Genomic DNA, 22,825 nt, shown 5'->3' on the forward strand with positions numbered 1-22,825 from the left:
TTACAATCGAGGCTGACCGCAGCAGTCAGACCCACTATCAATGTTAGAGAAGGATTCGATCATGGCCATCCGCACCTTTGAGCAACACATCCCGCGCCTGGGCGAGCGAGCGTTCGTCGACCGCTCGGCGGTGGTGATTGGCGATGTCGAGATCGGTGCCGACAGCTCGGTCTGGCCGCTGACCGTGATCCGCGGCGACATGCACCGCATACGCATCGGCAAGCGCACCAGCGTGCAGGACGCCAGCGTGTTGCACATCACCCACGCCGGCCCTTTCAACTCCGATGGCTTCCCGCTGTTGATCGGCGATGACGTGACCATCGGCCACAAGGTGATGCTGCACGGCTGCACCCTGGGCAACCGCATTCTGGTGGGCATGGGCAGCACAATCATGGACGGCGCGGTGGTCGAGGATGAAGTGATTATCGGCGCCGGCAGCCTGGTGCCGCCGGGCAAGCGCCTGGAAAGCGGGTTTCTGTATGTGGGCAGCCCAGTGAAACAGGCCCGCGCCCTGACCGAAAAAGAACGCGCGTTCTTCCCGTACAGCGCCGCCAACTACGTCAAACTCAAAGACCGCCATCTGAGCGAAGGCTACGACCGCGCCGAATAAGTTATCCACAGACCGCTTCCGGAATCCCCATGCACTATCAGAATATTCTGTTCGACCTCGACGGCACCCTGACTGACCCGCGCGAAGGCATCACCCGCTCGATCCAGTACGCGCTGAGCAAACTGGGTGTCGACGAGCCCGACCTGAGCAAACTTGAACACTTTATTGGTCCGCCCTTGTTGCAGGCGTTCATGCAGTTCTATGGATTCGACGAGGCCAAGGCATGGGAGGCGGTGAACCATTACCGCGACCGCTTCAAGGTCACTGGCCTTTACGAAAACGAGGTATTCGAGGGCGTTATCGAGTTGCTCGATACCCTGGAGCAGCAAGGCCGCCATCTATACATCGCGACCTCCAAGCCGTGGGAATTCGCCCGTGAAATCGCCCGCCATTTCGACTTTGCCAAGCACTTCAAGGTCATCTATGGAAGCGAGCTGGACGGCACCCGCACCGACAAGGTCGAGCTGATCAAACACCTGCTGGCCGAGGAAGGCCTGGACCCGGCGACTACCCTGATGATCGGCGATCGCAAGCACGACCTGATCGGTGCCCAGCGCAATGGTCTTGATGTGGTTGCAGTGGGTTATGGCTTCGGCAGCCGCGAGGAGTTGACGGCCGAGCAACCGACCTATCACTTCGACACCCTGGCACAACTGCATCAGGCCTTTATCAAAGACTGAAGGCCTTCATCGGTTGACGGCCATCAATGCCTGCGTGCGTTGATCGGCCGGCAACTGCCCCCAGCGTTCCACCGCCTGATAAAACGCTGACCAATCGCCATTCACCTGGCGAAACAACGCGGCAAAGGCGGGCACCCACCGGTCATAAAGCCCAAAGGGCAGCAGCTTGGCGTTATTGAGCGGTGAATTGACCCAGGCATCGAAACGCCCGACACCGCCCCACTGAGTATCGCGCAGCACCCGGTAATCATGACGCAAGCGCTCGAACTCAGCGCGCTTGGCGGCCCGCATGGCGTCCACCGACAGCGACTGGGTGTAGAGCTTTTGCAGGCGCTGGCGGGTGTCCAGCACCAGCGCCACGAACTGGTCGCGCTGGTGGACCAGGTCTTCGGGGAGCGGCGGCAAACCACGCGCCGCGCGCCATTGGCGAGTGCCTTCCTGTTCCACGAAGGTGGCGAAGGACTCATTGAACGCCGTATCGTCCTTCACATAAACGCGCTGGTGCGCCAGCTCGTGGAAGATCAAGGTCGCCAGGCGCTCGTCACCCCAGGCCAACATGGAACTCATGATCGGGTCATCAAACCAGCCCAGGGTCGAATAGGCTTCGACGCCGCCGATATAGACATCCATGCCGGCCTGTTTTTGCAATGCAGCAGCCCCCCGCGCGCCGCTCTGGCTGTAATAACCGCGGTAGGCCACGCAACCGGCGATCGGAAAGCAATGGGTGTCGGGGTCGAGTGAGAATTCCGCCGTGGCGAAGACATTCCACACCACATAGGACCGACCGATATCGGCGTACACCCGGTAGCTGCGGTTGTCCGGAAGCTTCAGCTGCTGGCTGGCGAAGGCTCTGGACTGCTGGGAGCGAGTCAGATGCTCGCGCAATTTTACATCTCGGGACGGGTCATTGATGACTTCGGTCACTGGCTCGCGAAGCCGCAACAAGTCCAGCTGACCACTCGCCAGTTGGCCGTAATAACGATAATCGGCACAACCGTTCAGCAGCAAAAGCAGCAGCAGAGGAACCAATCTGTGTAAATAACGGTCGAGTGACCGATGGCTTGAGCGCGCCAGAAGAAATAGTCGAATCATCGCGTCCTCAAATCCCGCTCAAGTGCCCGATTCAAGACTATCTTGCTTGCCCGGAGTATTGCCATGCGCGCGATGTTGTTTATCTGTGGTCTTCTTGCCTTGACCGGTTGTGCGGGGCTGCCCAAGCCCGACCCGAATCAGGCGTGGGTCGATCTTGAGCCAAGTCAGGACACCACACTGCATGCGATGGAGGTGGATGAACGCGCCTGGATCGACAAGCGCTATTTTGAAGTCCAGCCCGGCAGCCATGTACTGACCGTGCGCTATCAGTTCCCGGTGCAGCCTACCAATATCGGTCCGGTCAACGAGCCGCTGTGGCGCGACTGCCAGCTGGATGTCAAATACAAGGATTTCAATGCCGGCCAGCGCTATCAACTGCAAACCGGCAGCATCGGCTTCCGGCCATGGGCCAAGCTCTACGACGCACAGCGCAAGGTCGTTGGCCAGGGCCGACCGGCGGGCTGCCAGCGCGCCTGATCAGGCAACTGGCGTTATGCTAGGGGTCTGAAGTCGAAACGGAGGTACGTATGCGCCAGCCCCTGATTCTGCTCGCGCTGGGCTTGCTCAGCGCCTGCGCCAGCCCCCTGCCACCGGTTGACCCGCAGAAAGCCTGGGTCGATATGTTCACCTATACCGGCAAGTTGGTAATGGCCGAACGTCTGGACAAGCAACGCCTGAAAGACGGGCGCTACTTCCAGGTGACGCCGGGGCAACATGAGTTGATCGTGCGCTTCGATTTCGAAGTCAATGGCGGCACCTTCAACAATGACCCAATCGACCGCACCTGCTACCTGACGATTCGCTACGACAACTTCGAAGCCGGCCAGCGCTATCGCCTGGAAGGCCGCGAGGTTGCCATGCAGCCGAGCGCACGGCTCTATAACGCGGCAGGCAAGATCGTTGCCGAAGACCGCGCCACGACGTGCCTCTGAGTCAGCGATCGTTTTTCTGGTAGATGATTTTCCTGGTCCCTCCCTCACAGCTGCCCACGACCATATTCTGGTCGTGGACTTCGCTGTTGGGGACAATTTCCAGGGTGTAGGACGTGACGCGCTGGGCCTGGATCTTGGCCTCGATTTCGGCCTTGAGTTCTTCGCAGGGCTTGACGGCCGCTGACGCCTGAGCGGCGAGCAGCGTTCCCAGCAGAGCGATTGCGATGCGGATCATGGGGCGTCCTCAAGTGTGTGGCCAAATGCCTGTCGACACCCTATTCGACCTTTACGCTTCCGGGCAAGTCGTGTTGGAGCGGCGCTTGCCGCTCCAACTGCGGTTATCCGACCAGCGTGGCGTCCAGGCTGATCTCGGCGCCTTTCAATACCTTGGACACCGGGCAACCGGTCTTGGCCTTGTTGGCCAGCTCCTTGAACTGCGCCTCGCTGGCGCCGGGCACCTTGGCCTTGAGGATCAGGTGCACGGCGGTAATGGCAAAGCCATCGGGCTGCTGGTCCAGGGTCACTTCGGCAATGGTATCGATACGGTCAGCCGTCAAACCCGCTTCACCGAGGATCATTGACAGCGCCATAGAGAAGCAGCCGGCATGCGCCGCACCGATCAGCTCTTCCGGATTGGTGCCTGGCTGCCCTTCGAAACGGCTGTTGAAGCCATAGGGGTTATTTTTCAAAGCGCCGCTTTGAGTAGAAAGTTGGCCTTTGCCATCCTTCAAGCCGCCTTGCCAGACGGCTGATGCTGTCTTTTTCATAATGCCTCCATAAGGTCTCAACGCGACGGGTTAGCGCGTTGCCTAAAACTCAGAGGCTTGGGGCACGGGCAAGTTCAGCGCAATCGCAAGCGGCCTATTGAATCTCACGTATCTGCCCATACAGAGGTAAGAACGGCAGGCTGGGGCATGTGGGTTTTTTATACCCTGCGCCTGCGAAAAGACTGCCCAGGAGATACACACGGCTGATGAAAACACTCGCTGATATCAAGATATCCACACTCGACCTGGTGCCGGTACGCGAAGACAAAGGCCCCGCCCAGGCCTTGCGCAATTCGCTGGACCTGGCCCAACACGTCGAAAAATTCGGCTACAACCGCTTCTGGGTGGCCGAACACCACAATATGGATGGCATTGCCAGCTCGGCCACCTCAGTGCTGCTGGGCTACCTGGCTGGCGGCACGTCCAGCATCAAGCTGGGGTCCGGCGGGGTGATGCTGCCCAACCATGCGCCACTGGTGATAGCCGAGCAGTTCGGTACCCTCGCTAGCCTGTATCCAGGCCGGATAGAACTGGGCCTGGGCCGCGCACCGGGCTCGGACCAAATGACCGCCCGCGCCCTGCGCCGTGAGCGCTCCGGCAGTGCCGACGACTTCCCCGAAGACGTGATCGAGCTGATGAAGTACCTCGGTCCGCGCACAGCTGATCAAAAAGTGATCGCAGTACCCGGGCATGGCACCAACGTGCCGATCTGGTTGTTGGGCTCAAGCCTGTTCAGCGCGCAATTGGCCGGTCAGCTGGGTTTGCCCTATGCCTTTGCCTCGCATTTCGCACCGCGCTACCTGCATGAGGCGATTCGCGTTTACCGCAACCACTTCCAGGCGTCAGCGGTGCTCGACAAGCCGTATGTGATGTTGGGTGTGCCATTGGTGGCGGCCGATACCGACGAGCAGGCCGACTACCTGGCAACTTCGGTGTACCAGCGGATTCTGGCGCTGATGCGCGGGCAGAGCCTGATGCAACGCCCGCCCGTCAAGAGCATGGAAGGCTTGTGGTTACCCCTCGAGAAAGAAGCGGTGGGCAGCTTCCTGGGGCTGGCGATGGTCGGCGGGCCGGCCAGGATTCGGGCGAAGCTTGAGGTGTTGATTGAGCAGACCCAGGCGGATGAGCTGATCTTTACCTGTGATCTGTATGAGCATGCTGATCGGTTGCGGTCGTATGAGTTGTTGGCGAAGACTGTTTTGGGGTGAATTTGCTGGCCTCATCGCGAGCAAGCTCTGCTCCTGCTGCAGAGCTTGCTCGCGATCCAGGCACCGCGGTGTCAAGTCAGCCGCGTTTGTAAACAATTTCTTTACTGCCTCCCTCACAAGTCCCGACAACCTTCCCGTCCGCAGCACTTCCCTTGTCAACGATCTCCAGCGAATAACCGCTCACGCCCTTGGCGTCCAGTTTCGCCGCGATTTCGCTCTTGAGTTCCTCGCACGATTTGCCTGCTGCGAACACCGAACCTGCGAACATCAACAAACCTGCTGCCAATAAAATCTGCCTCATCGGTCATTTTCCCTGGTCTGGTCAATAACGAACGGGCTTCGCGTCAACTGTTGGCTATGCGAAAGCCCACCTTCAACGTCACCTGGAAATGCGCGGCCTTGCCGTTGCGAATATGCCCGCGGGTGTCCACGACTTCGAACCACTCCAGGTGTTTGATGCTTTTCTCGGCCTCTGCCAACGCGTTGTTGATGGCTTCTTCAATGCTGGTAGGGGACGAGCCGACAAGTTCTACCTTCTTGTACGTGTGATGGTCAGTCATGGTGGTCTCCTTGGGGTAGTGGCTATTGAGCCTAGCAGCGATCCTGCCGTTTATCCGAGTGTGGGCAAATGCAGGGGAAAAGTTCAGATCGACTGCACTTTCGCCAACCCCCGTAGTCGGAACCTACACAGTCACTCACCCCTGCAGGAGAGCCACCATGGCCAACACGTCATTACGTAAAGCCTCGTTGCAAAGCATGGAAGCGGAGATCGAAAGTCTGCTCAAATCGCTGGAAAGCCTGAAGGAAGACGCTTCTGGAGAGTCGCTGAAAACCCTGAAATCGCTGAAGACCAACGCCGAAAACGCGCTTAGGCATTCTCGTCACCTGCTCAACGATGTGTACGAAGATGTGAAAGTGAAAACCCGTGAGACCGGCATTGCCACCCGTGATTATGCCCAGCAGCACCCGTGGACCACAGCCGGTGTCGCCGTCGGCGCAATCGGCTTGCTGGCCGCTTATCTGCTGTTCAACCGCTCCAATAGTTAATCCGCCTGGCGCAGCAGCTCAGCCTTGAGCCACTGCGCCAGCTGCTCGGCGCGCCCATCGGCGGCGCGCTTGGGCACCCACAGTGCCAACACCGCTTCGGTTTCGCAAAAGCCCCAGGGCGCCGCGAGGCGACCGGCCCGGACATCGTCCGCCACCAGCGGTTGCGGTGCGATGGCGACGCCCAGCCCGGCCACCGCCGCCTCCAGCAAATAATACAAATGCTCGAAATCCTGACCGTAGCTCAAGGCTACGGGGGCGATGCCGTTCTGCCTGGCCCACGTGGGCCAGGCTTGCGGCCGGGAGGTGGTATGCAGCAGGCCTTCGGTCAGCAACGCTTGGACGGGCGCCTGTTGCAGGGCTGCGAAGCGGGCGAAATGCGGGCTAAGCACGGGTCCGATCCGCTCCCGGGCCAGCACATGCACTTGCATGTCCGCAGGCCATGGTGGCTCGGCAAATACCAGCAAGGCATCCAGCCCTGGCCTGCGGGGGTCCAGATCGCCTTCACCGGCCGATAAGTGCAGGCGCAGGTCCGGCAGGTCAGCTTTCAAGCGCCCCAGGCGGGGAATAAACCAACGCGCCAGCAAGCTGCCAGAGCAACCCAGCACGAAAGGCGCGTCGACGCTGCCCTGGCTGAGCTCTGCGCAGACATCGCGCAGGCGCTCGAAGGCCTCGCTACTGACATCGCGCAGGCGTATGCCTGCATCTGTGAGTTTAAGGCCACGACCTTCCTTGACGAACAAGGCCACGCCCAGGTGTTCTTCCAGCGCCTTCAACTGCCGGCTGACGGCACCGTGGGTCACATGTAGCTGCTCCGCTGCCTGACTGACGCTGTTCAGCCGGGCCGTCGCTTCGAACGCACGCAAAGCATTGAGGGGGGGCAGGTCGCGGCTCATTTAATCTGTGAGTTTTCCTGACAGGTTGTGGCGATCTTATCGGTTTTCAGCAACCGATGTCGTGGTTAAAGTAGACCCATTGTCAGCCCATTCCTTTGCCTGGAGCGTCCCATGACCCAGACCAACTTCCGCAGCGGCCCCGATGCCAACGGCCTGTTTGGCGCATTCGGCGGCCGCTACGTGGCCGAAACCCTGATGCCGCTGGTGCTTGACCTGGCCCGCGAATACGAAGCCGCCAAAGCCGACCCGGAATTCCTTGAGCAGCTGGCCTACTTCCAGCGTGACTACATCGGCCGCCCGAATCCACTGTACTTCGCCGAGCGCCTCACCGAACACTGCGGCGGCGCGAAGATCTTCTTCAAGCGCGAAGAACTGAACCACACCGGCGCGCACAAGGTGAACAACTGCATCGGCCAGGTGTTGCTGGCCAAGCGCATGGGCAAAAAACGCCTGATCGCCGAGACCGGCGCCGGTATGCACGGTGTGGCGACTGCCACCGTGGCCGCCCGCTTCGGCCTGCCTTGCGTGATCTACATGGGTGCTACCGACATTGATCGCCAGCAGGCGAACGTGTTCCGCATGAAGCTGCTGGGCGCCGAGATCGTGCCGGTCACCGCCGGTACCGGCACCTTGAAAGACGCCATGAACGAAGCGCTGCGCGACTGGGTGACCAACGTCGACGACACCTTCTATCTGATCGGCACCGTGGCTGGCCCGCACCCGTACCCGGCCATGGTCCGTGACTTCCAGTCGATCATCGGCAAGGAAACCCGCGAGCAGCTGCAGGAAAAAGAAGGGCGCCTGCCCGACAGCCTGATTGCCTGCGTGGGCGGGGGTTCCAATGCCATGGGCCTGTTCCACCCGTTCCTCGACGACGCCAGCGTGCAGATCATCGGCGTTGAAGCCGGTGGCCACGGTGTCGACACCGACAAGCATGCGGCCAGCCTGAACGGCGGTGTACCCGGCGTGTTGCACGGCAACCGCACCTACCTGCTGCAGGACGAAGACGGCCAGATCACCGACGCCCACTCGATCTCGGCTGGCCTGGACTACCCCGGCATCGGCCCGGAACACGCCTACCTGCATGATGTGAAACGCGTCGAATACGTCAGCATCACCGATGACGAGGCCCTGGCCGCATTCCACACCACTTGCCGCCTGGAAGGCATCATCCCGGCGCTGGAAACCTCCCACGCCCTGGCCGAAGCCATCAAGCGCGCGCCAACCCTGCCCAAGGACCACCTGATGGTGGTGTGCCTGTCCGGCCGTGGTGACAAAGACATGCAAACCGTAATGAGCCATATGGCCGCCGCCGAACAACAGGAGAAGCTGGCATGAGCCGTCTTGAACAACGTTTTGCCGAGCTGAAAGCCGAAGGCCGCGCGGCACTGGTCACCTTCGTCACCGCTGGCGACCCTGGCTACGACGCCTCTCTGGCTATCCTCAAAGGCTTGCCGGCCGCAGGTGCCGACGTCATCGAGCTGGGCATGCCGTTCACTGATCCAATGGCCGACGGCGTAGCCATTCAGTTGGCCACGCTTCGGGCACTGGGGGCCGGGCAAACCCTGGCCAAAACCCTGCAGATGGTTCGCGAATTCCGTGTGGATAACGCCACCACGCCGATCGTGTTGATGGGTTACTACAACCCGATCCACCGCTTTGGGGTCGAGGCCTTTGTGGCCCAGGCCAAGGAAGCCGGTGTCGATGGCCTGATCATCGTCGACCTGCCGCCCGAGCACGACAGCGAACTGGCAACACCCGCCCAGGCCGCCGGTATCGACTTTATCCGCCTGACCACCCCGACCACCGACGACGTGCGCCTGCCGCGCGTACTGGAGCGCAGCTCCGGGTTCGTTTATTACGTATCCGTGGCGGGCGTAACCGGTGCAGGCTCCGCCACCACCGAGCACGTCAGCAGTGCCATCGAGCGCCTGCGCCGTCATACCGATCTGCCGATCAGCGTTGGTTTTGGTATTCGTACGCCTGAGCAGGCTGCGGCGATTGCGCGGCTGGCAGACGGAGTGGTGGTGGGCTCGGCGCTGGTCGACAAGATTGCCAATGCCGCCGATGCCGATCAGGCCGTCGGTGATGTGCTTGAGCTCTGCACGGCACTGGCCCAAGGCGTACGCAACGCTCGCTGATTTTTATGCCGCTTTACAATGTGTAGGAGCAAGGCTTGCCTGCGATGGGGCGCGCAGCAGACCTCAGGGCCGCTGCGCGCCCCATCGCAGGCAAGCCTTGCTCCTACACGGGATTGCCACCGAACACCGAAAGATCCAACGGCCGCACCGCCCCCATCCAGATCGCATGATCGCGGTGGTCCGCCAGCTCATCGCCCGTCAGCGGGTGCATGAAAATCACCAGCCCGTTGCGGTACAGCGCCAGCCACGGCAACACCAGTCCCACCAGCTCGGGCGCAAAGGCCAGCTGGCAGCTCCAGTCCGGGTGTGGCCCCACCGGTTTTTGATGCACTCGCCCCATCTGTACGTCGAACAACCGCGAAGCTTCCTTGCACAGTGCCCGAGCCTGATCGATGGTGTTTGCGTCGAAATAGACGTGGGCATGGTAGCCCTTGATCCTTTGCACGTTTACCCCCGAACCCTTGTAGCCGACCATGGGTCAAATCCAAGGCCTGTCTGATTACAAGGAGCCCCGCCATGAAGAATGCCGAAACTCCGGTCATGAAACTGCTGATCTACGGCGCCATGAGCAGCCTGGGCGGCGCATTGATGGCCGAGTTCCTGCGGCGCCAGCACGAAGTCATCGTTATTCTCGACGACCTCAATGCCTTGGCCCCAAGGCCGGGCCTGCGCACCAAGACCGGCGGCCTTGGCGATGCCGAACAAGTGTTGCAGAGCGTCGCCGGCTGTTCAGCCGTGCTATGTCTTTTAGGCGCCGTGGCGCCCAATGATCCCCAGGCACAGTTGCAGATCACCCAGGCGCTGGTCGGCGGCCTGCAGAGGGCCAATATACGCCGCCTGATCCTGATCGGCGATTTCGCCGTGCTCGATTCGGCCGGCCCTGACCAGGCCGAACAACTGCGCAAGGCCGAACAGATCGTCGACTTGCTGCAACGCAGCCCCTTGCACTGGACGCTAGTCAATGCGCCACACAGCGTCGCCGGCCTGACCATTGAGCACTTCCACCCCATCAGCGACAGCCTGGAACCGGGCGTCAAGGAGTCGGTGCGGACCTTGGCTGGCGTTGCCGCCGGGATCGCTGACGAACTCTCGCTGAACCTGCACCTGGGCGAGCATATCAATTTCGTTTCCTGAACCTCGCGCATGACCCGCGCAACTGCGTTGGGCGCCATTCAGGCCAAACTCTGAGGGAGTGTCGCTTCACTCCTGCGCCCGTATCCGCATAATGGACGCCCGTTTCTGATGACCGAGATCACCATGCGCCGGCCCGCACGCCAAACCCTGTTGCCCTTCTTGAGCTGGCTGTCCCGGCAAAATCGCGCCAGTGTGGGGCGCGATGCAATGGTGGGCCTGAGCGGGGCGATCCTGGCATTGCCGCAATCCATAGCCTATGCCTTGATTGCCGGGCTGCCACCGGAATATGGCCTGTACGCGGCCATTGTGCCGGTGATCATTGCTTGCCTGTGGGGCTCTTCCTGGCATTTGATCTGCGGCCCGACGGCGGCCATTTCGATTGTGCTGTATGCCAGTATCAGCCCGCTGGCGGTGCCGGCCAGCAGTGACTACATCACTCTGATCCTGCTGCTGACCTTTATGGCCGGGGTGTTCCAGTGGTTGATGGGTATGCTGCGTTTCGGCGCGCTGGTGAACTTTGTCTCGCACTCGGTGGTGCTTGGGTTTACCTTGGGCGCGGCCATCGTTATTGCCTTGGGTCAACTGCCGAGCCTGTTCGGGCTGGATTTGCCCAACCAGGCCACGGCGTTGAAAACCCTGCTGGCGCTGGTCGAGCATGCCGGTGAAGTGGACAAGCCGTCTGTGTTGTTGGGCTTGGGTACGTTGTGCACAGGCCTGGTGCTCAAGGCCGTGGTGCCGCGTTGGCCGACGCTGTTGATCACACTTGCGCTCAGCAGCCTGCTGGTATGGCTCTGGCCTTCGGCGTTTGCGCAGGTGGAACGGGTAAGCGCCTTTGTCGGCCGCTTGCCGCCGTTCAGCCCGCTGCCGCTGGATCTGGAACTGATTCTGCGACTGCTGCCCTCAGCGGTGGCCGTGGGCATGCTCGGGTTGGTCACCAGCTTGTCGATTGCCCGCTCGTTGTCGGCACGTTCACAGCAGTTGATCGATGCCAACCAGGAAGTCCGCGGCCAGGGCCTGTCGAATATGGTCGGCGCTCTGTTCTCGGGGTATCTGTCATCCGGCTCGTTCACCCGCTCGGCGCTCAGTTATGAAGCCGGCGCCGGCTCGCCACTGGCCGGAGTATTTTCGGCGTTGTGGGTAGCCCTGGTTGCCGTCTTCGGGGCATCGCTGATCGCGCACATTCCCATTCCGGCCATGGCCGGCGGCATTCTGCTGATTTGCTGGGGGCTGGTGGATCACCGGGCGATTCGGGCGTTGCTGCGGGTGAGCCGTTCGGAGTTTCTGGTGATGGCCCTGACTTGCGTCGCGACCTTGCTGCTTGAGCTGCAAACGGCGATTTATGCCGGCGTGCTCGCGTCGCTGTTTTTCTACCTCAAGCGCACTTCGCAGCCACGGGTGCATCAGTGGATCGAAGGCGATGAGGAGATTCTGCGGGTGGGCGGTTCGATCTTCTTTGGCGCCAACCATTACCTGCAAGTGCGCCTGCAACGCACCTCGGGCCAGCGGGTGGTGATCGATGCCCGGCAGATCAACTTTATCGACTACTCAGGCGTCGAGATGCTGCATCAGGAAGCCCGTCGACTGCGCCGCCAGGACCGCAGCCTGACCTTGCGCCGGGCACGGCCGCAGGTGATTGAAGAGCTGTGCAAACTGGAAGGGGCGCAGCGCTGCCCCATCCTGTTCGAAGATTGACGCCGCTCAGGCCAGCTGGCGGCGCAACTCGGCCAACACTGGCGCGGTGTCCGGGCGCACACCGCGCCACAGCGCGAAGGCTTCGGCAGCCTGCTCGGTGAGCATGCCCAGGCCATCAATGACCAAGGCAGCACCCTGCTCGCTGGCCCAGCGACAGAACGGCGTCGGCTCCTTGCCATACATCATGTCGTAACACACGGTATGGCCGGGCTGGATCAGGCTGCTGGCAATCGGCGGCAGCTCACCGGCAAGACTTGCCGAAGTGGCATTGATGATCACATCCACCGATTCTTGCAGCCAACCGAAGCCGCTGGCCGACACCGGCCCCAGATCAGCGAACAGGTGCGCCAGCGCCTCGGCCTTTTCTACCGTACGGTTGGCGATCACCAGCGAGGCGGGGTTTTCCTTGAGTATCGGCTCCAGCACACCGCGTACGGCGCCACCGGCCCCCAACAGCAGAATGCGTTTACCGCTCAGGCTGACGCCTGCGTTCACAGTCAAGTCCCGGACCAGGCCGGCGCCATCGGTGTTGTCCCCCAGCAAACGGCCATCGGCCTGCTTGCTCAACGTGTTCACCGCGCCGGCGCGTTGAGCGCGAGGCGTCAGTTCATCACACAGGCGAAAAGCGTCTTCCTTGAACGGAACAGTCACGTTGGCACCACGGCCCTGCTGGAAAAACGCGCGGGCGCAGCCGTCGAAGTCGTCGAGGGGCGCCAACTGGGTCTCATACACCAGTTGCTGGCCAGTTTGTTCGGCAAACAAGCGGTGAATCAGCGGCGATTTGCTGTGGCCAATCGGATTACCGAAAACGACATAGCGGTCCATTGTCTCGCCCAGCCAATCCCGATCCTGCAGGAAGTAGTCGGTCAGGCGCGCTTCCTCGCTGCCCGGCTCGGCTTTCCAGTCATAACCCCAACGCACTTGTGGTGGCAGCGACATCAGGATCGATTCGGTACGCCCGCCCGATTGCAGGCCAAACAGCGTGCCACGGTCATAGACCAGGTTGAATTCCACGTAGCGACCCCGGCGGAAGGCCTGGAACTCACGCTGCTGCTCGGTATAGGCCATGGCCTTGCGGCGCTGGATGATTGGCAGGTACGCCTCGAGGTAGGCATCGCCAATCGCGCGCATGAAGGCAAAGCAGGTGTCGAAGTCCCATTCGTTCAGGTCGTCGAAGAACAGGCCGCCAATGCCACGCGGTTCGTTGCGGTGCTTGATATGGAAATAGCGGTCGCACCAGGCCTTGTAGCGGGGGTAGACATCGGCGCCGAACGGCTCGCAAGCCTTGGCCGCGACCTGGTGCCAGTGCCGGCAATCCTCTTCATTGGCGTAGTAAGGAGTGAGGTCGAAACCACCGCCAAACCACCAGACGGCCTCTTCGCCTTCCTTCTCAGCGATAAAGAATCGCACGTTGGCGTGGGACGTCGGCACGTGCGGGTTGTGCGGGTGAATCACCAGTGACACGCCCAGGGCTTCAAAGCCACGCCCGGCCAGCTCGGGGCGGTGGGCGCTGGCCGACGGCGGCAGGCCGCTGCCGAACACGTGGGAAAAGTTGACCCCGCCTTTTTCGATGACCTGGCCATTTTCCAGCACCCGGGTGCGCCCGCCACCGCCCGCGGGACGGGTCCAGGCGTCCTCGATAAAGCGGCTACCGCCGTCTTCGATTTCCAGCGCGTGGCAAATCCGGTCTTGCAGGTCAAGCAGGTAGGCTTTCACGGCCTCGGTGCGGGTAGTCATCAGATCACCTTGAAACGGGCAAAGGCCGGGGGGCGGGGACCGGCGATAAAGTCGGCGCGTAGCATAACACCGGCGCGGGGGATGCCGCAGTTGACGGCGGTCATGCAAAAGCGTCCGATAGGCACTTTCACGGACGTACACAGGAGCATGCAGATGGCCAAGCGTATCCAGTTCAAGGCCCATGGTGGGCCAGAAGTACTCGAGTACGTTGACTTCACACCCGCCGAGCCTGGCCCGCAACAGGTTCGTGTGCGCAACAAGGCCATTGGCCTGAATTTCATCGACACCTATTTCCGCAGTGGCCTGTATGCACCACCTGCACTGCCGTCCGGGCTCGGCACCGAGGGTGCCGGGGTGGTCGAGGCTGTGGGCAGCGAAGTGACCCGCTTCAAGGTCGGTGACCGTGTCGCCTATGGCAGCGGCCCACTGGGTGCGTACAGTGAGGTTCATGTACTGCCGGAGGCGAATCTGGTCAAGCTGCCCGATGCGATCAGCTTCGAGCAGGCCGCTGCCGTGATGCTCAAGGGCCTGACCGTGCAGTATCTGCTACGCCAGACCTACCAGGTCCAGGCCGGTGACTTCATCCTGTTCCACGCGGCAGCTGGCGGTGTCGGTTCGTTGGCCTGCCAATGGGCCAAGGCGTTGGGCGCCAAACTGATCGGTACCGTCAGCTCAGCCGAAAAAGCCGAGCGGGCCAAGGCACTGGGCGCCTGGGCGACCATTGATTACAGCCATGAAGACGTGGCCAGCCGTGTACTGGAACTGACTGACGGAAAGAAATGCCCGGTGGTGTATGACGGTGTCGGCAAGGACACCTGGCTGACCTCGCTCGATTGCGTTGCACCGCGTGGCCTGCTGGTGAGTTTTGGTAATGCCTCGGGCGCTGTCGATGGCGTCAACCTGGGGATCCTGTCGCAGAAAGGTTCCCTTTACGTCACCCGTCCAACCCTTGCCGGCTATGCCAACAATGCCGAGAACACTCAGGCAATGGCCGATGAACTGTTCCAGATGATTGCCAGCGGCAAGCTGACGGTGGATATCTGCCAGCGTTATCCGCTGAGCGAAGCGGCCAAGGCTCAGACCGAATTGTCGGCACGGCGGACGGTGGGGTCGACGGTGTTGTTGCTGGATTGATCGGTGGAGGTTGCTTTGCGTGGAGTGAACCTGACACGCAGCGGCCCCGGGGTCTGCTGCGCAGCCCATCGCGGCCAGGTCCGCTCCTACATAATACCGCTCGACCTGGCAGGTTATTCACACCTCAAGCCGGGCGCACGACGTCTCCAGTAGCCAGATCCCTGATCACACTCGGATTCTTGCGCCCACCCAATGCACCACCGAGCACCAGATCAAGCTGACCACGGAAATACTGCTCCACCCGCAACCGGGTGCGAGCAGCCGGGCGGCCTTGAGGGTTGGCGGATGTCGAGATCAGCGGCCCGACCAAGGCGCATAGTTCACGCACCACCGGATGGTCGCTGACCCGCAAGGCTACGGTATCGTGCACCCCGGTGACCCACTCGGGCAGCAGGTTCTGGTGCGGTACCAGCCAGGTGTTCGGCCCGGGCCAGGTGCTGGCCATGCGGTCCATCCAGGTTTGTGGAAAGTCTTCGAACAGAAAGTCGAACTGGCGAATATTGTCAGCGATCAGGATCAGGCCCTTATCCACAGAACGCGACTTGATCGCCAGCAGCCGATCCACTGCCTCTTCGTTCCACGGGTCACACCCCAAGCCCCAGACCGCCTCGGTTGGGTAGGCAATCACCGCTCCCGCTCGAATCTCGCGCGCGGCTTGTTGCACACGCCAACTGCTTACCATTGCTTGTTCTCCGCATAAAGGCTGGCCTGCAGTTTACTCAGCTAACACGACCAAACCAACGCCCAGCCTCATTGACCACGCGCCCGTCCAGCTCCAGCTCGGTCAGAGCCGCCAACACCTTGGGCAGCGGCCAGCCACTGGCCTGGGCCAACGCTTCGCTGTTCTGAGGCGCGGCCAGCAGCAACGCCAGCAACGGATGCTCAACCTTGTTCGCAACCGGCTCGGCAGAAGAGGGCGGCAAGGCTTGCCAGCCTCGCAAGGTTTCAAGGATTTGCTCTATGGTCTCGACCAGCAATGCGCCATCCCGAATCAACTGGTGGCAGCCCTTGGCCCCCGGGTGGTAAATGGACCCGGGAATCGCGTAGACCTCGCGGCCTTGTTCCGCCGCCAGCCGCGCGGTGATCAACGAACCACTGGCCAGGCTCGCCTCAACCACCAAAACACCCAGCGACAGCCCGCTGATGATCCGATTACGTCGTGGAAAATTGGCCGGCTGCGGCCCGGCATCCAGCGGAAACTCGGAAACCACCGCACTGCCTTGCGCCGCCATCGCCGCAGCGAGCGCTCGATGGCGCTGTGGATAAAGTTTTTGCAAGCCGGTGCCCAGCACCCCCACGGTCTGCCCGCCGACGTCCAGCGCAGCCTGGTGTGCAACGCCGTCCACCCCCAGCGCCAAACCGCTGGTAACGACAAAACCGGCCTGCGCCAGGCTGCGCGAAAACGCGGCAGCGGTGTCCAGCCCAGGGCGTGAGGCTCGCCGACTTCCGACGATAGCCAGCTGCGGCTTTTCCAGAATGGCAGGGTTACCGGCGACAAAAAGCAGGGGTGGCGCATCGACCAGCTCGGCCAGCAAGGCGGGGTAGCCGGGGTCGTCCCACATCAGTAAATGCTGGTCGCGACCCTCTAGCCAGACCAATGCAGCGCTGGCGCCATCACGCACTTCGACGCTACGGCGCGCCTCGGCTGCAGACGCTGGAATGCCCAGTGCCCTCCAGGCCGAAGCCGGTGCACTGAGCGCCTTTGATGCGCTGCCGAACGCATTGATCAGGTTGCGAAAACGACACGGCCCGACATCCGGCAGCCGATGCAGGCGCAGTCGTGCTTCCAGTTCCGACGGTGAAAGTGCGGGTGATTCAAAGAGCGGCATAAGATCATCCTTGATCCATAGGCCCTCGACAGGGATTGAAGAAGCTGTGGATAACTCTGTTGATAAGACTTTTACAACTTATCCGTGGTGCTCAGGGATTCCTCACTTTGTCCATCACCGTCAAGGAGTGGTTGGCGTTGAGTACTAAACCATAGCTGAGCTTTTCGTAAGTGCGGAACACCATGAGCAGACCGGACCGTTCATCGGGGATTTTCACGTCTTCGCCGGTGATGCGGTCTCGCACGGTTTCGCCATTCTTGTAGATCGCCAACACGTTGCCGGCGCTGAGCCCGTCGCGCTGGCCCTTGTTCAATGTCACCACATCGTACTTGCCGACCTGTGTAACACCTCGTGGCACATCCAGGATCACGCCCTCGACCGGCTCGGACGGGCTGCTGGGCATAAAGGTAGAAGTGATTGGCCGTTCTTCGCTGCTGAACAGGCGATCACCCAGGCGTACTTCCTGGGTTGAATGCAGCAGATTCAAGGTGGCGACATCACCTTCTTCGGCGACTACCTCGACACCGCCAATGTCATCGGCGTTAATGCCCAGCACCTCGTTGCTGACCGGATCGGTGTAGGTCTTGCCCTGGCGAAAGATGCCGTAGCTGCTCTGGATGGGTTCGAATTTGCCACGGGCAAAGATCCGGTCGCCGCTGCCGCTGAGCACCCGCTGGGTATCACCGGCAACGATGTAAGGCGCCTTCTGGAACTGTTCGGGGTCGTCGACGATGCGGTTGGAGATCAGAAAGGCGTTGATCGACTCCAACGAAATACTCGGGATTGCCTCAGCCATTGGCGTGCTGCGAACCCGCGGCGACAGCTTGATAGTGCCGCGCGACGTGCCGCGATCCAGGACGATGCGCGGTTGGCCGTCGACGTAGACCAGCGACAGGGTGTCGCCGGGGTAAATAAGGTTGGGGTCGCTGATCTGCGGGTTGGCGTGCCAGACCTGCGGCCATTGCCACGGCGCGCGCAGAAACTTGCCTGAAATGTCCCAAAGTGTGTCGCCCTGGACCACCGTATAGCGCTGTGGATAACCGTCGCGCAGCTCGACCTGAGCCTGGGCAATACCGGCCGAAGCCAAGAGCAGCAAGGCGAGTAGTGATTTCCTCATGCCGTGAATCCCTTTATCATGTGCGTTCACGTGAAACGCCCAAAGCCTGTTGGCTGATTCCCTGGGAGAGCGTTTTGCAGGTTTGCCGCGTTGGGCATCGCCGGCGGCAACTCCTTTGACTTTACCTCACAGTGCAGCAAATACGCATATGGCTATCTTGAACATCCTCGAATTCCCGGACTCGCGTCTGCGTACCATCGCCAAACCCGTGGCACAGGTGGACGACAGCATTCGCCAGCTGATCGATGACATGTTTGAAACCATGTACGAAGCGCCCGGCATCGGGCTGGCTGCCACTCAGGTCAACGTGCACAAGCGCGTCGTGGTCATGGACCTGAGTGAAGACCGCAGCGAACCGCTGGTGTTCATCAACCCGGAATTCGTACCGCTGACCGATCAGATAGACCAATACCAGGAGGGCTGCCTGTCGGTCCCCGGTTTCTATGAAAATGTAGACCGTCCCCAGAAGGTCAAAATCAACGCGCTGGACCGCGATGGCCAACCGTTCGAAATGATTGCCGAAGGCCTGCTGGCCGTGTGCATTCAGCATGAGTGCGATCACCTCAACGGCAAACTGTTCGTCGATTACCTGTCTTCGCTCAAACGCGATCGGATCAAGAAAAAGCTGGAAAAACTGCACCGCCAGCAAGCTTGATTCCCTCTTCCCGAAGGCTTGCTCTGGCAAGCCTTTTTCTTTTCAAGCGAGAACTCCATGCGCATCGTCTTCGCGGGCACCCCCGAGTTTGCCGCCGAACACCTCAAAGCCCTGCTCGACAGCCCCTACGAGGTTGTCGCGGTCTACACCCAGCCTGATCGTCCTGCCGGTCGCGGGCAGAAACTGATGCCTAGCCCGGTCAAGCAATTGGCTGTGGAAAAGGGTATCCCGGTCTTCCAGCCACCGACCTTGCGTAATGCAGAGGCCCAGGCCGAACTGGCCGCGTTGGCCCCTGACCTGATGGTCGTGGTTGCCTATGGCCTGATCCTGCCGCAGGTGGTGCTGGATATCCCGCGCCTGGGTTGCATCAACAGCCACGCCTCGTTGTTGCCGCGCTGGCGCGGTGCGGCGCCGATCCAGCGTGCGGTGGAAGCGGGCGATGCCGAAAGCGGCGTGACCGTAATGCGCATGGAAGCGGGCCTGGATACCGGCCCGATGCTACTCAAGGTCAGCACCCCGATCAGCGCCAGCGATACCGGCGGCAGCCTGCACGACCGCCTCGCCAAGCTGGGCCCGCCAGCGGTGATCGAGGCCATTGCCGGCCTTGCCGCAGGCACACTGGAAGGTGAAGTGCAGGACGATGCGCTGGCCACCTACGCGCATAAATTGAACAAGGACGAGGCGCGGATCGACTGGTCGCGCCCGGCCGTGGAGCTGGAGCACCTTGTGCGCGCATTTTTCCCGTGGCCGATTTGCCACAGCACGCTCAACGGCGAAGCCCTGAAAGTGCTGCAGGCGACGCTGGCCGAAGGGCAGGGCACGCCGGGCCAGATTCTCGACGCCAGCAAGGACGGCCTGACCGTCGCCTGCGGCCAGCAAGCGCTGCGCCTGACTCGCTTGCAACTGCCGGGCGGCAAACCGCTGGGCTTCAGCGACCTGTTCAACAGCCGCCGCGAGCAGTTCGCCGTCGGTACGGTGCTGGGCCAATGAACCCGCGTCTCGCCGCCGCCCGGGCGCTGGCCGCCGTACTGACCGGCAAGGCCTCGCTGAACAGCTCATTGCCCATGCAACTGGACAAGGTCGAAGACCGCGATCGCGGCCTGACCCAGGACCTCGCTTTCGGTACCGCGCGCTGGCAACCGCGCTTGTCGGCCCTGGCCGAGCGCTTGTTGCAAAAGCCCTTCAAGAGCGCCGACGCGGATGTTGAAGCCCTGCTGCTGGTCGGCCTGTATCAGTTGCTCTACACCCGTGTGCCGGCCCATGCCGCCATCGGCGAAACCGTTGGCTGCGCCGACAAGCTGAAAAAGCCTTGGGCCAAGGCCCTGCTCAACGCCGTGCTGCGACGCGCCCAGCGCGAAAGTGCCGAGATCTTCGCCGAACTTGAGCGCGACCCGGTCGTGCGCACGGCCCACCCACGCTGGCTGCAGAAGTCCCTCAAGGCCTTCTGGCCTGAGCAGTGGGAAGCGATCTGTGCGGCCAACAATGCCCATCCGCCGATGATTCTGCGGGTCAACCGTCGCCATCATGAACGTGATGGCTACCTGGCCTTGCTCGAACAGGCCGGTATCACGGCAAGCCCATGCACCTACAGCCGCGACGGCATTCTGCTGGCCGAGGCCTGCGATGTGCGCCAGCTGCCTGGCTTTGCTGAAGGCTGGATCAGTGTCCAGGACGAAGCCGCGCAATTGGCCGCTGACCTGCTCGATCTCGCCCCCGGCCAACGGGTGCTCGACGCCTGCTGCGCCCCCGGTGGCAAGACGTGTCATATGTTGGAAGTCGAACCGGCGCTGGCCGAAGTCGTCGCCATCGACCTGGAAGCCAAGCGCCTGGTACGAGTGCGTGAAAACCTCGAACGCCTGAAACTCGATGCCCAACTGATCGCCGCCGACGCCCGCGACACCGCGGCCTGGTGGGACGGCAAGGGTTTCCAACGGATCCTGTTGGACGCGCCCTGCTCGGCAACCGGTGTAATCCGCCGTCATCCGGACATCAAGCTGGCCCGCAAAGCTGACGACATCGCCGCCCTGGCGGCACTGCAAGGCGAGCTGCTCGACGCGCTGTGGCCCACCCTGGAGGTCGGCGGCATCCTGCTTTACGCCACCTGCTCGACTCTGCCCACCGAGAATACCGAAGTCATCGACGCTTTCCTGGCTCGCACTCCGGGCGCCCGAGAACTGGACCTGGCGACCCAGGCCGGCCTCAAGCAGCCGCATGGTCGCCAGTTACTTGCGCAAGAAGGCGGACACGACGGGTTCTATTACGCCAAGCTGATCAAAATAGCCGCCACGCGCGGACAATCACAAAGGGAGTAGTGGATGAAAATCATCATCCTCGGCGCAGGACAGGTCGGTGGCACGCTGGCGGAACACCTGGCCAGCGAAGCCAACGACATCACCGTGGTCGACACTGACGGCGATCGCCTGCGTGACCTCGGCGACCGCCTGGATATCCGCACCGTACAAGGCCGTGGCTCATTTCCTACCGTGCTGCGCCAGGCTGGCGCCGACGATGCGGACATGCTGGTGGCCGTCACCAGCAGTGACGAAACCAACATGGTCGCCTGCCAGGTGGCCTACACCCTGTTTCACACCCCGACCAAGATCGCCCGGGTGCGCGAGTCGGCTTACCTGACTCGCGCCGGCCTGTTCGACAACGAAGCCATTCCAGTCGACGTACTGATCAGCCCGGAACAGGTGGTGACCAACTACATCAAGCGCCTGATCGAACACCCCGGCGCCCTGCAAGTGATCGACTTCGCCGAGGGCAAGGCCCAGCTGGTGGCGGTCAAGGCTTACTACGGAGGACCGCTGGTCGGCCAGCAACTGCGTCAGATTCGCCAGCACATGCCCAACGTGGATACCCGCGTTGCAGCCATTTTCCGTCGTGACCGGCCCATCCTGCCGCAAGGCGACACCGTCATCGAAGCCGATGACGAAGTCTTCTTCATCGCCGCCAAGGCCAACATCCGCGCGGTCATGGGTGAGCTGCGCCGGCTGGACGAAACCAACAAACGGGTGGTCATCGCCGGTGGCGGGCAGATCGGCGAGCGGCTTGCCGAGGCCATTGAAAGCCGCTACCAGGTCAAGATCATCGAGATGAATCCGGCCCGTTGCCGCCATCTTTCCGACACCCTCGACAGCACCGTGGTCCTGCAAGGGAGCGCCTCGGACCGCGACTTGATGCTGGAAGAGAACATCGCCGAGGCCGATATTTTCCTGGCCCTGACCAACGATGACGAGGCCAACATCATGTCGTCGCTGCTGGCCAAGCGCCTCGGCGCGCGAAAAGTGATGACCATTATCAACAACCCGGCCTATGTCGACCTGGTGCAGGGCGGTGAAATCGACATCGCGATCAGCCCGCAACTGGCGACCATCGGCACCTTGCTCGCGCACGTTCGCCGTGGCGACATCGTCAGTGTGCACTCCCTGCGTCGGGGTGCGGCCGAAGCCATCGAAGCCATTGCCCACGGCGACTCGAAGTCGAGCAAGGTGATTGGCAAGGCCATCGAAAACATCGACCTGCCGCCGGGCACCACCATCGGCGCGATCATCCGCGATGAAGAAGTGCTGATTGCCCACGATGACACCGTGATCGAGGCGGGTGATCATGTGATCCTCTTCGTTGTGGATAAAAAATACATTCGCGATGTGGAAAAACTCTTCCACGTCGGCTTGAGTTTTTTCTGACCCGAAACCGGAGGCTGCATGCTCGAATCACTGGAGAAGATGCTGGCCAAGGGTGTGGATAACGCCCTGTTGCGCTTTGGCCTGGGCAAGGGCTACATGGACCTCGGCGATAATGCCAAGGCAGTCGAGCATCTGGAGCGATGCGTCGCCTTTGACCCCAAGTATTCGGCGGCCTGGAAACTGCTGGGCAAGGCCCATCTGGCGCTGGGCGATCATGCGGCAGCGCGTCAGGCCTGGGAGCAGGGGCTGGAGGCCTCGCGGGGGCATGGCGACAAGCAGGCGGAAAAGGAAATGACGGTGTTTCTGAAGAAGCTCGACAAGGTCAAGCCTGGAACAACCTGACCAACCCCAAATCTACCTGCCGTAATCGATTGTGGGAGCGGATTTACCGGAGCGCCGGACCGCCGCGAATAAAGGCGCTGCGGTGTATCAGACACACCGCGCTGTCCTTGTTCGCGGCGGTCCGGC

General features: G+C 61.6%; 27 protein-coding genes and 1 pseudogene. 16 read left to right on the top strand and 12 right to left on the bottom strand.

Features of this window, described 5'->3' with window-relative positions; all coding sequences use genetic code 11:
* The first annotated feature begins 61 nt into the window (after positions 1–61).
* Both GUY40_RS18970 and GUY40_RS18975 read left to right on the top strand, forming a co-directional pair.
* On the top strand, positions 62–610 hold the full coding sequence (locus GUY40_RS18970; RefSeq protein ID WP_166570440.1) for a gamma carbonic anhydrase family protein: 549 nt from the start codon (positions 62–64) through the stop codon (positions 608–610).
* A 29-nt stretch (positions 611–639) separates the two neighbouring features.
* Positions 640–1,290 (top strand): HAD family hydrolase, encoded by a 651-nt coding sequence (locus tag GUY40_RS18975; protein ID WP_166570441.1) that lies wholly within the window; start codon positions 640–642, stop codon positions 1,288–1,290.
* Positions 1,291–1,296: 6 nt separating this feature from the next.
* Here the strand turns inward: GUY40_RS18975 and GUY40_RS18980 are convergent, their stop codons facing one another.
* Positions 1,297–2,382, bottom strand: coding sequence for an aminopeptidase (locus GUY40_RS18980; RefSeq protein ID WP_166570442.1), 1,086 nt, complete (start codon positions 2,380–2,382; stop codon positions 1,297–1,299).
* Between the two features lie 63 nt (positions 2,383–2,445).
* Between GUY40_RS18980 and GUY40_RS18985 the strand changes: the two genes are divergently transcribed.
* Both GUY40_RS18985 and GUY40_RS18990 read left to right on the top strand, forming a co-directional pair.
* Entirely contained in the window at positions 2,446–2,859 is a 414-nt protein-coding gene (locus GUY40_RS18985) for a hypothetical protein (RefSeq protein WP_166570443.1), read from the top strand.
* 50 nt (positions 2,860–2,909) lie between these two features.
* Positions 2,910–3,314 carry a DUF2057 domain-containing protein gene (locus GUY40_RS18990; RefSeq protein ID WP_166570444.1) on the top strand — a complete coding sequence of 135 codons (405 nt, stop codon included), beginning with the start codon at positions 2,910–2,912 and terminating at the stop codon, positions 3,312–3,314.
* A gap of 1 nt (position 3,315) precedes the next feature.
* On the opposite strand, the gene GUY40_RS18995 is transcribed toward GUY40_RS18990, so the two are convergent.
* Together GUY40_RS18995 and GUY40_RS19000 are read right to left on the bottom strand one after the other, a co-directional pair.
* Positions 3,316–3,549, bottom strand: coding sequence for a DUF1161 domain-containing protein (locus GUY40_RS18995; RefSeq protein ID WP_166570445.1), 234 nt, complete (start codon positions 3,547–3,549; stop codon positions 3,316–3,318).
* 103 nt (positions 3,550–3,652) lie between these two features.
* Complete coding sequence (locus GUY40_RS19000) at positions 3,653–4,081, bottom strand: OsmC family protein (protein WP_166570446.1); 429 nt, start codon at positions 4,079–4,081, stop codon at positions 3,653–3,655.
* A gap of 206 nt (positions 4,082–4,287) precedes the next feature.
* Here GUY40_RS19000 and GUY40_RS19005 point away from each other — a divergent pair, with 206 nt between their 5' ends.
* On the top strand, positions 4,288–5,289 hold the full coding sequence (locus GUY40_RS19005; RefSeq protein ID WP_166570447.1) for an LLM class flavin-dependent oxidoreductase: 1,002 nt from the start codon (positions 4,288–4,290) through the stop codon (positions 5,287–5,289).
* Positions 5,290–5,365: 76 nt separating this feature from the next.
* On the opposite strand, the gene GUY40_RS19010 is transcribed toward GUY40_RS19005, so the two are convergent.
* The gene (locus GUY40_RS19010) at positions 5,366–5,590 is read right to left on the bottom strand and encodes a DUF1161 domain-containing protein (protein WP_166570448.1); all 225 of its coding nucleotides are present in this window, start codon (positions 5,588–5,590) and stop codon (positions 5,366–5,368) included.
* 43 nt (positions 5,591–5,633) lie between these two features.
* On the bottom strand, positions 5,634–5,849 hold the full coding sequence (locus GUY40_RS19015) for a dodecin (RefSeq protein WP_166570449.1): 216 nt from the start codon (positions 5,847–5,849) through the stop codon (positions 5,634–5,636).
* Between the two features lie 157 nt (positions 5,850–6,006).
* Here GUY40_RS19015 and GUY40_RS19020 point away from each other — a divergent pair, with 157 nt between their 5' ends.
* Entirely contained in the window at positions 6,007–6,336 is a 330-nt protein-coding gene (locus GUY40_RS19020) for a YqjD family protein (protein ID WP_166570450.1), read from the top strand.
* Here GUY40_RS19020 and GUY40_RS19025 read toward each other — a convergent pair.
* The gene (locus tag GUY40_RS19025; protein ID WP_166570451.1) at positions 6,333–7,229 is read right to left on the bottom strand and encodes a LysR family transcriptional regulator; all 897 of its coding nucleotides are present in this window, start codon (positions 7,227–7,229) and stop codon (positions 6,333–6,335) included. The two genes, GUY40_RS19020 and GUY40_RS19025, sit on opposite strands and share 4 nt — an antisense overlap.
* A gap of 111 nt (positions 7,230–7,340) precedes the next feature.
* On the opposite strand from GUY40_RS19025, the gene trpB reads away from it, so the two are divergent.
* Both trpB and trpA read left to right on the top strand, forming a co-directional pair.
* Positions 7,341–8,567: a tryptophan synthase subunit beta gene (trpB, locus tag GUY40_RS19030; protein WP_166570452.1), complete on the top strand. Its 1,227-nt coding sequence runs from the start codon at positions 7,341–7,343 to the stop codon at positions 8,565–8,567.
* Complete coding sequence (gene trpA, locus GUY40_RS19035) at positions 8,564–9,370, top strand: tryptophan synthase subunit alpha (RefSeq protein WP_166570453.1); 807 nt, start codon at positions 8,564–8,566, stop codon at positions 9,368–9,370. The genes trpB and trpA overlap by 4 nt, the downstream gene beginning before the upstream one ends.
* Positions 9,371–9,473: 103 nt before the next feature.
* Here the strand turns inward: trpA and GUY40_RS19040 are convergent, their stop codons facing one another.
* Entirely contained in the window at positions 9,474–9,815 is a 342-nt protein-coding gene (locus tag GUY40_RS19040; RefSeq protein ID WP_166570464.1) for a DOPA 4,5-dioxygenase family protein, read from the bottom strand.
* A gap of 71 nt (positions 9,816–9,886) precedes the next feature.
* Between GUY40_RS19040 and GUY40_RS19045 the strand changes: the two genes are divergently transcribed.
* Both GUY40_RS19045 and GUY40_RS19050 read left to right on the top strand, forming a co-directional pair.
* Entirely contained in the window at positions 9,887–10,504 is a 618-nt protein-coding gene (locus tag GUY40_RS19045; protein WP_166570454.1) for an NAD(P)-dependent oxidoreductase, read from the top strand.
* A 123-nt stretch (positions 10,505–10,627) separates the two neighbouring features.
* Positions 10,628–12,196, top strand: a complete 1,569-nt coding sequence (locus GUY40_RS19050) for a SulP family inorganic anion transporter (protein WP_166570465.1) — start codon at positions 10,628–10,630, stop codon at positions 12,194–12,196.
* A gap of 6 nt (positions 12,197–12,202) precedes the next feature.
* On the opposite strand, the gene aroE is transcribed toward GUY40_RS19050, so the two are convergent.
* Complete coding sequence (aroE, locus tag GUY40_RS28400) at positions 12,203–13,021, bottom strand: shikimate dehydrogenase (RefSeq protein ID WP_166570466.1); 819 nt, start codon at positions 13,019–13,021, stop codon at positions 12,203–12,205.
* Positions 13,022–13,030: 9 nt separating this feature from the next.
* Positions 13,031–13,933: pseudogene (hemF, locus tag GUY40_RS28405) on the bottom strand (oxygen-dependent coproporphyrinogen oxidase); the annotation flags it as partial.
* Positions 13,934–14,086: 153 nt separating this feature from the next.
* Between hemF and GUY40_RS19065 the strand changes: the two are divergent.
* Positions 14,087–15,067 carry an NADPH:quinone reductase gene (locus tag GUY40_RS19065; RefSeq protein ID WP_166570455.1) on the top strand — a complete coding sequence of 327 codons (981 nt, stop codon included), beginning with the start codon at positions 14,087–14,089 and terminating at the stop codon, positions 15,065–15,067.
* 124 nt (positions 15,068–15,191) lie between these two features.
* Here GUY40_RS19065 and GUY40_RS19070 read toward each other — a convergent pair whose 3' ends face one another.
* The 3 genes from GUY40_RS19070 to GUY40_RS19080 all read right to left on the bottom strand — a co-directional run bounded on the left by GUY40_RS19070 (position 15,192) and on the right by GUY40_RS19080 (position 18,013).
* Complete coding sequence (locus GUY40_RS19070; RefSeq protein WP_166570456.1) at positions 15,192–15,749, bottom strand: L-threonylcarbamoyladenylate synthase; 558 nt, start codon at positions 15,747–15,749, stop codon at positions 15,192–15,194.
* A 37-nt stretch (positions 15,750–15,786) separates the two neighbouring features.
* The gene (dprA, locus tag GUY40_RS19075) at positions 15,787–16,896 is read right to left on the bottom strand and encodes a DNA-processing protein DprA (protein ID WP_166570457.1); all 1,110 of its coding nucleotides are present in this window, start codon (positions 16,894–16,896) and stop codon (positions 15,787–15,789) included.
* 91 nt (positions 16,897–16,987) lie between these two features.
* Positions 16,988–18,013: a LysM peptidoglycan-binding domain-containing protein gene (locus GUY40_RS19080; protein WP_166570458.1), complete on the bottom strand. Its 1,026-nt coding sequence runs from the start codon at positions 18,011–18,013 to the stop codon at positions 16,988–16,990.
* A gap of 148 nt (positions 18,014–18,161) precedes the next feature.
* Between GUY40_RS19080 and def the strand changes: the two genes are divergently transcribed.
* Genes def through GUY40_RS19105 form a run of 5 tightly spaced genes read left to right on the top strand, consistent with a single transcriptional unit; the run spans position 18,162 to position 22,699 of the window.
* Positions 18,162–18,668, top strand: coding sequence for a peptide deformylase (gene def, locus GUY40_RS19085; protein WP_166570459.1), 507 nt, complete (start codon positions 18,162–18,164; stop codon positions 18,666–18,668).
* A gap of 57 nt (positions 18,669–18,725) precedes the next feature.
* Positions 18,726–19,658, top strand: a complete 933-nt coding sequence (gene fmt, locus GUY40_RS19090; RefSeq protein ID WP_166570460.1) for a methionyl-tRNA formyltransferase — start codon at positions 18,726–18,728, stop codon at positions 19,656–19,658.
* Positions 19,655–20,980 (top strand): 16S rRNA (cytosine(967)-C(5))-methyltransferase RsmB, encoded by a 1,326-nt coding sequence (gene rsmB / locus GUY40_RS19095; RefSeq protein WP_166570461.1) that lies wholly within the window; start codon positions 19,655–19,657, stop codon positions 20,978–20,980. The genes fmt and rsmB overlap by 4 nt, the downstream gene beginning before the upstream one ends.
* A gap of 3 nt (positions 20,981–20,983) precedes the next feature.
* On the top strand, positions 20,984–22,357 hold the full coding sequence (gene trkA, locus GUY40_RS19100; protein ID WP_166570462.1) for a Trk system potassium transporter TrkA: 1,374 nt from the start codon (positions 20,984–20,986) through the stop codon (positions 22,355–22,357).
* An 18-nt stretch (positions 22,358–22,375) separates the two neighbouring features.
* Entirely contained in the window at positions 22,376–22,699 is a 324-nt protein-coding gene (locus GUY40_RS19105) for a tetratricopeptide repeat protein (protein ID WP_166570463.1), read from the top strand.
* The last annotated feature ends 126 nt before the right edge of the window (positions 22,700–22,825 follow it).

The sequence above is a fragment of the Pseudomonas sp. R5(2019) genome (genome assembly GCF_009905435.1).
Classification (GTDB): Bacteria; Pseudomonadota; Gammaproteobacteria; order Pseudomonadales; family Pseudomonadaceae; genus Aquipseudomonas.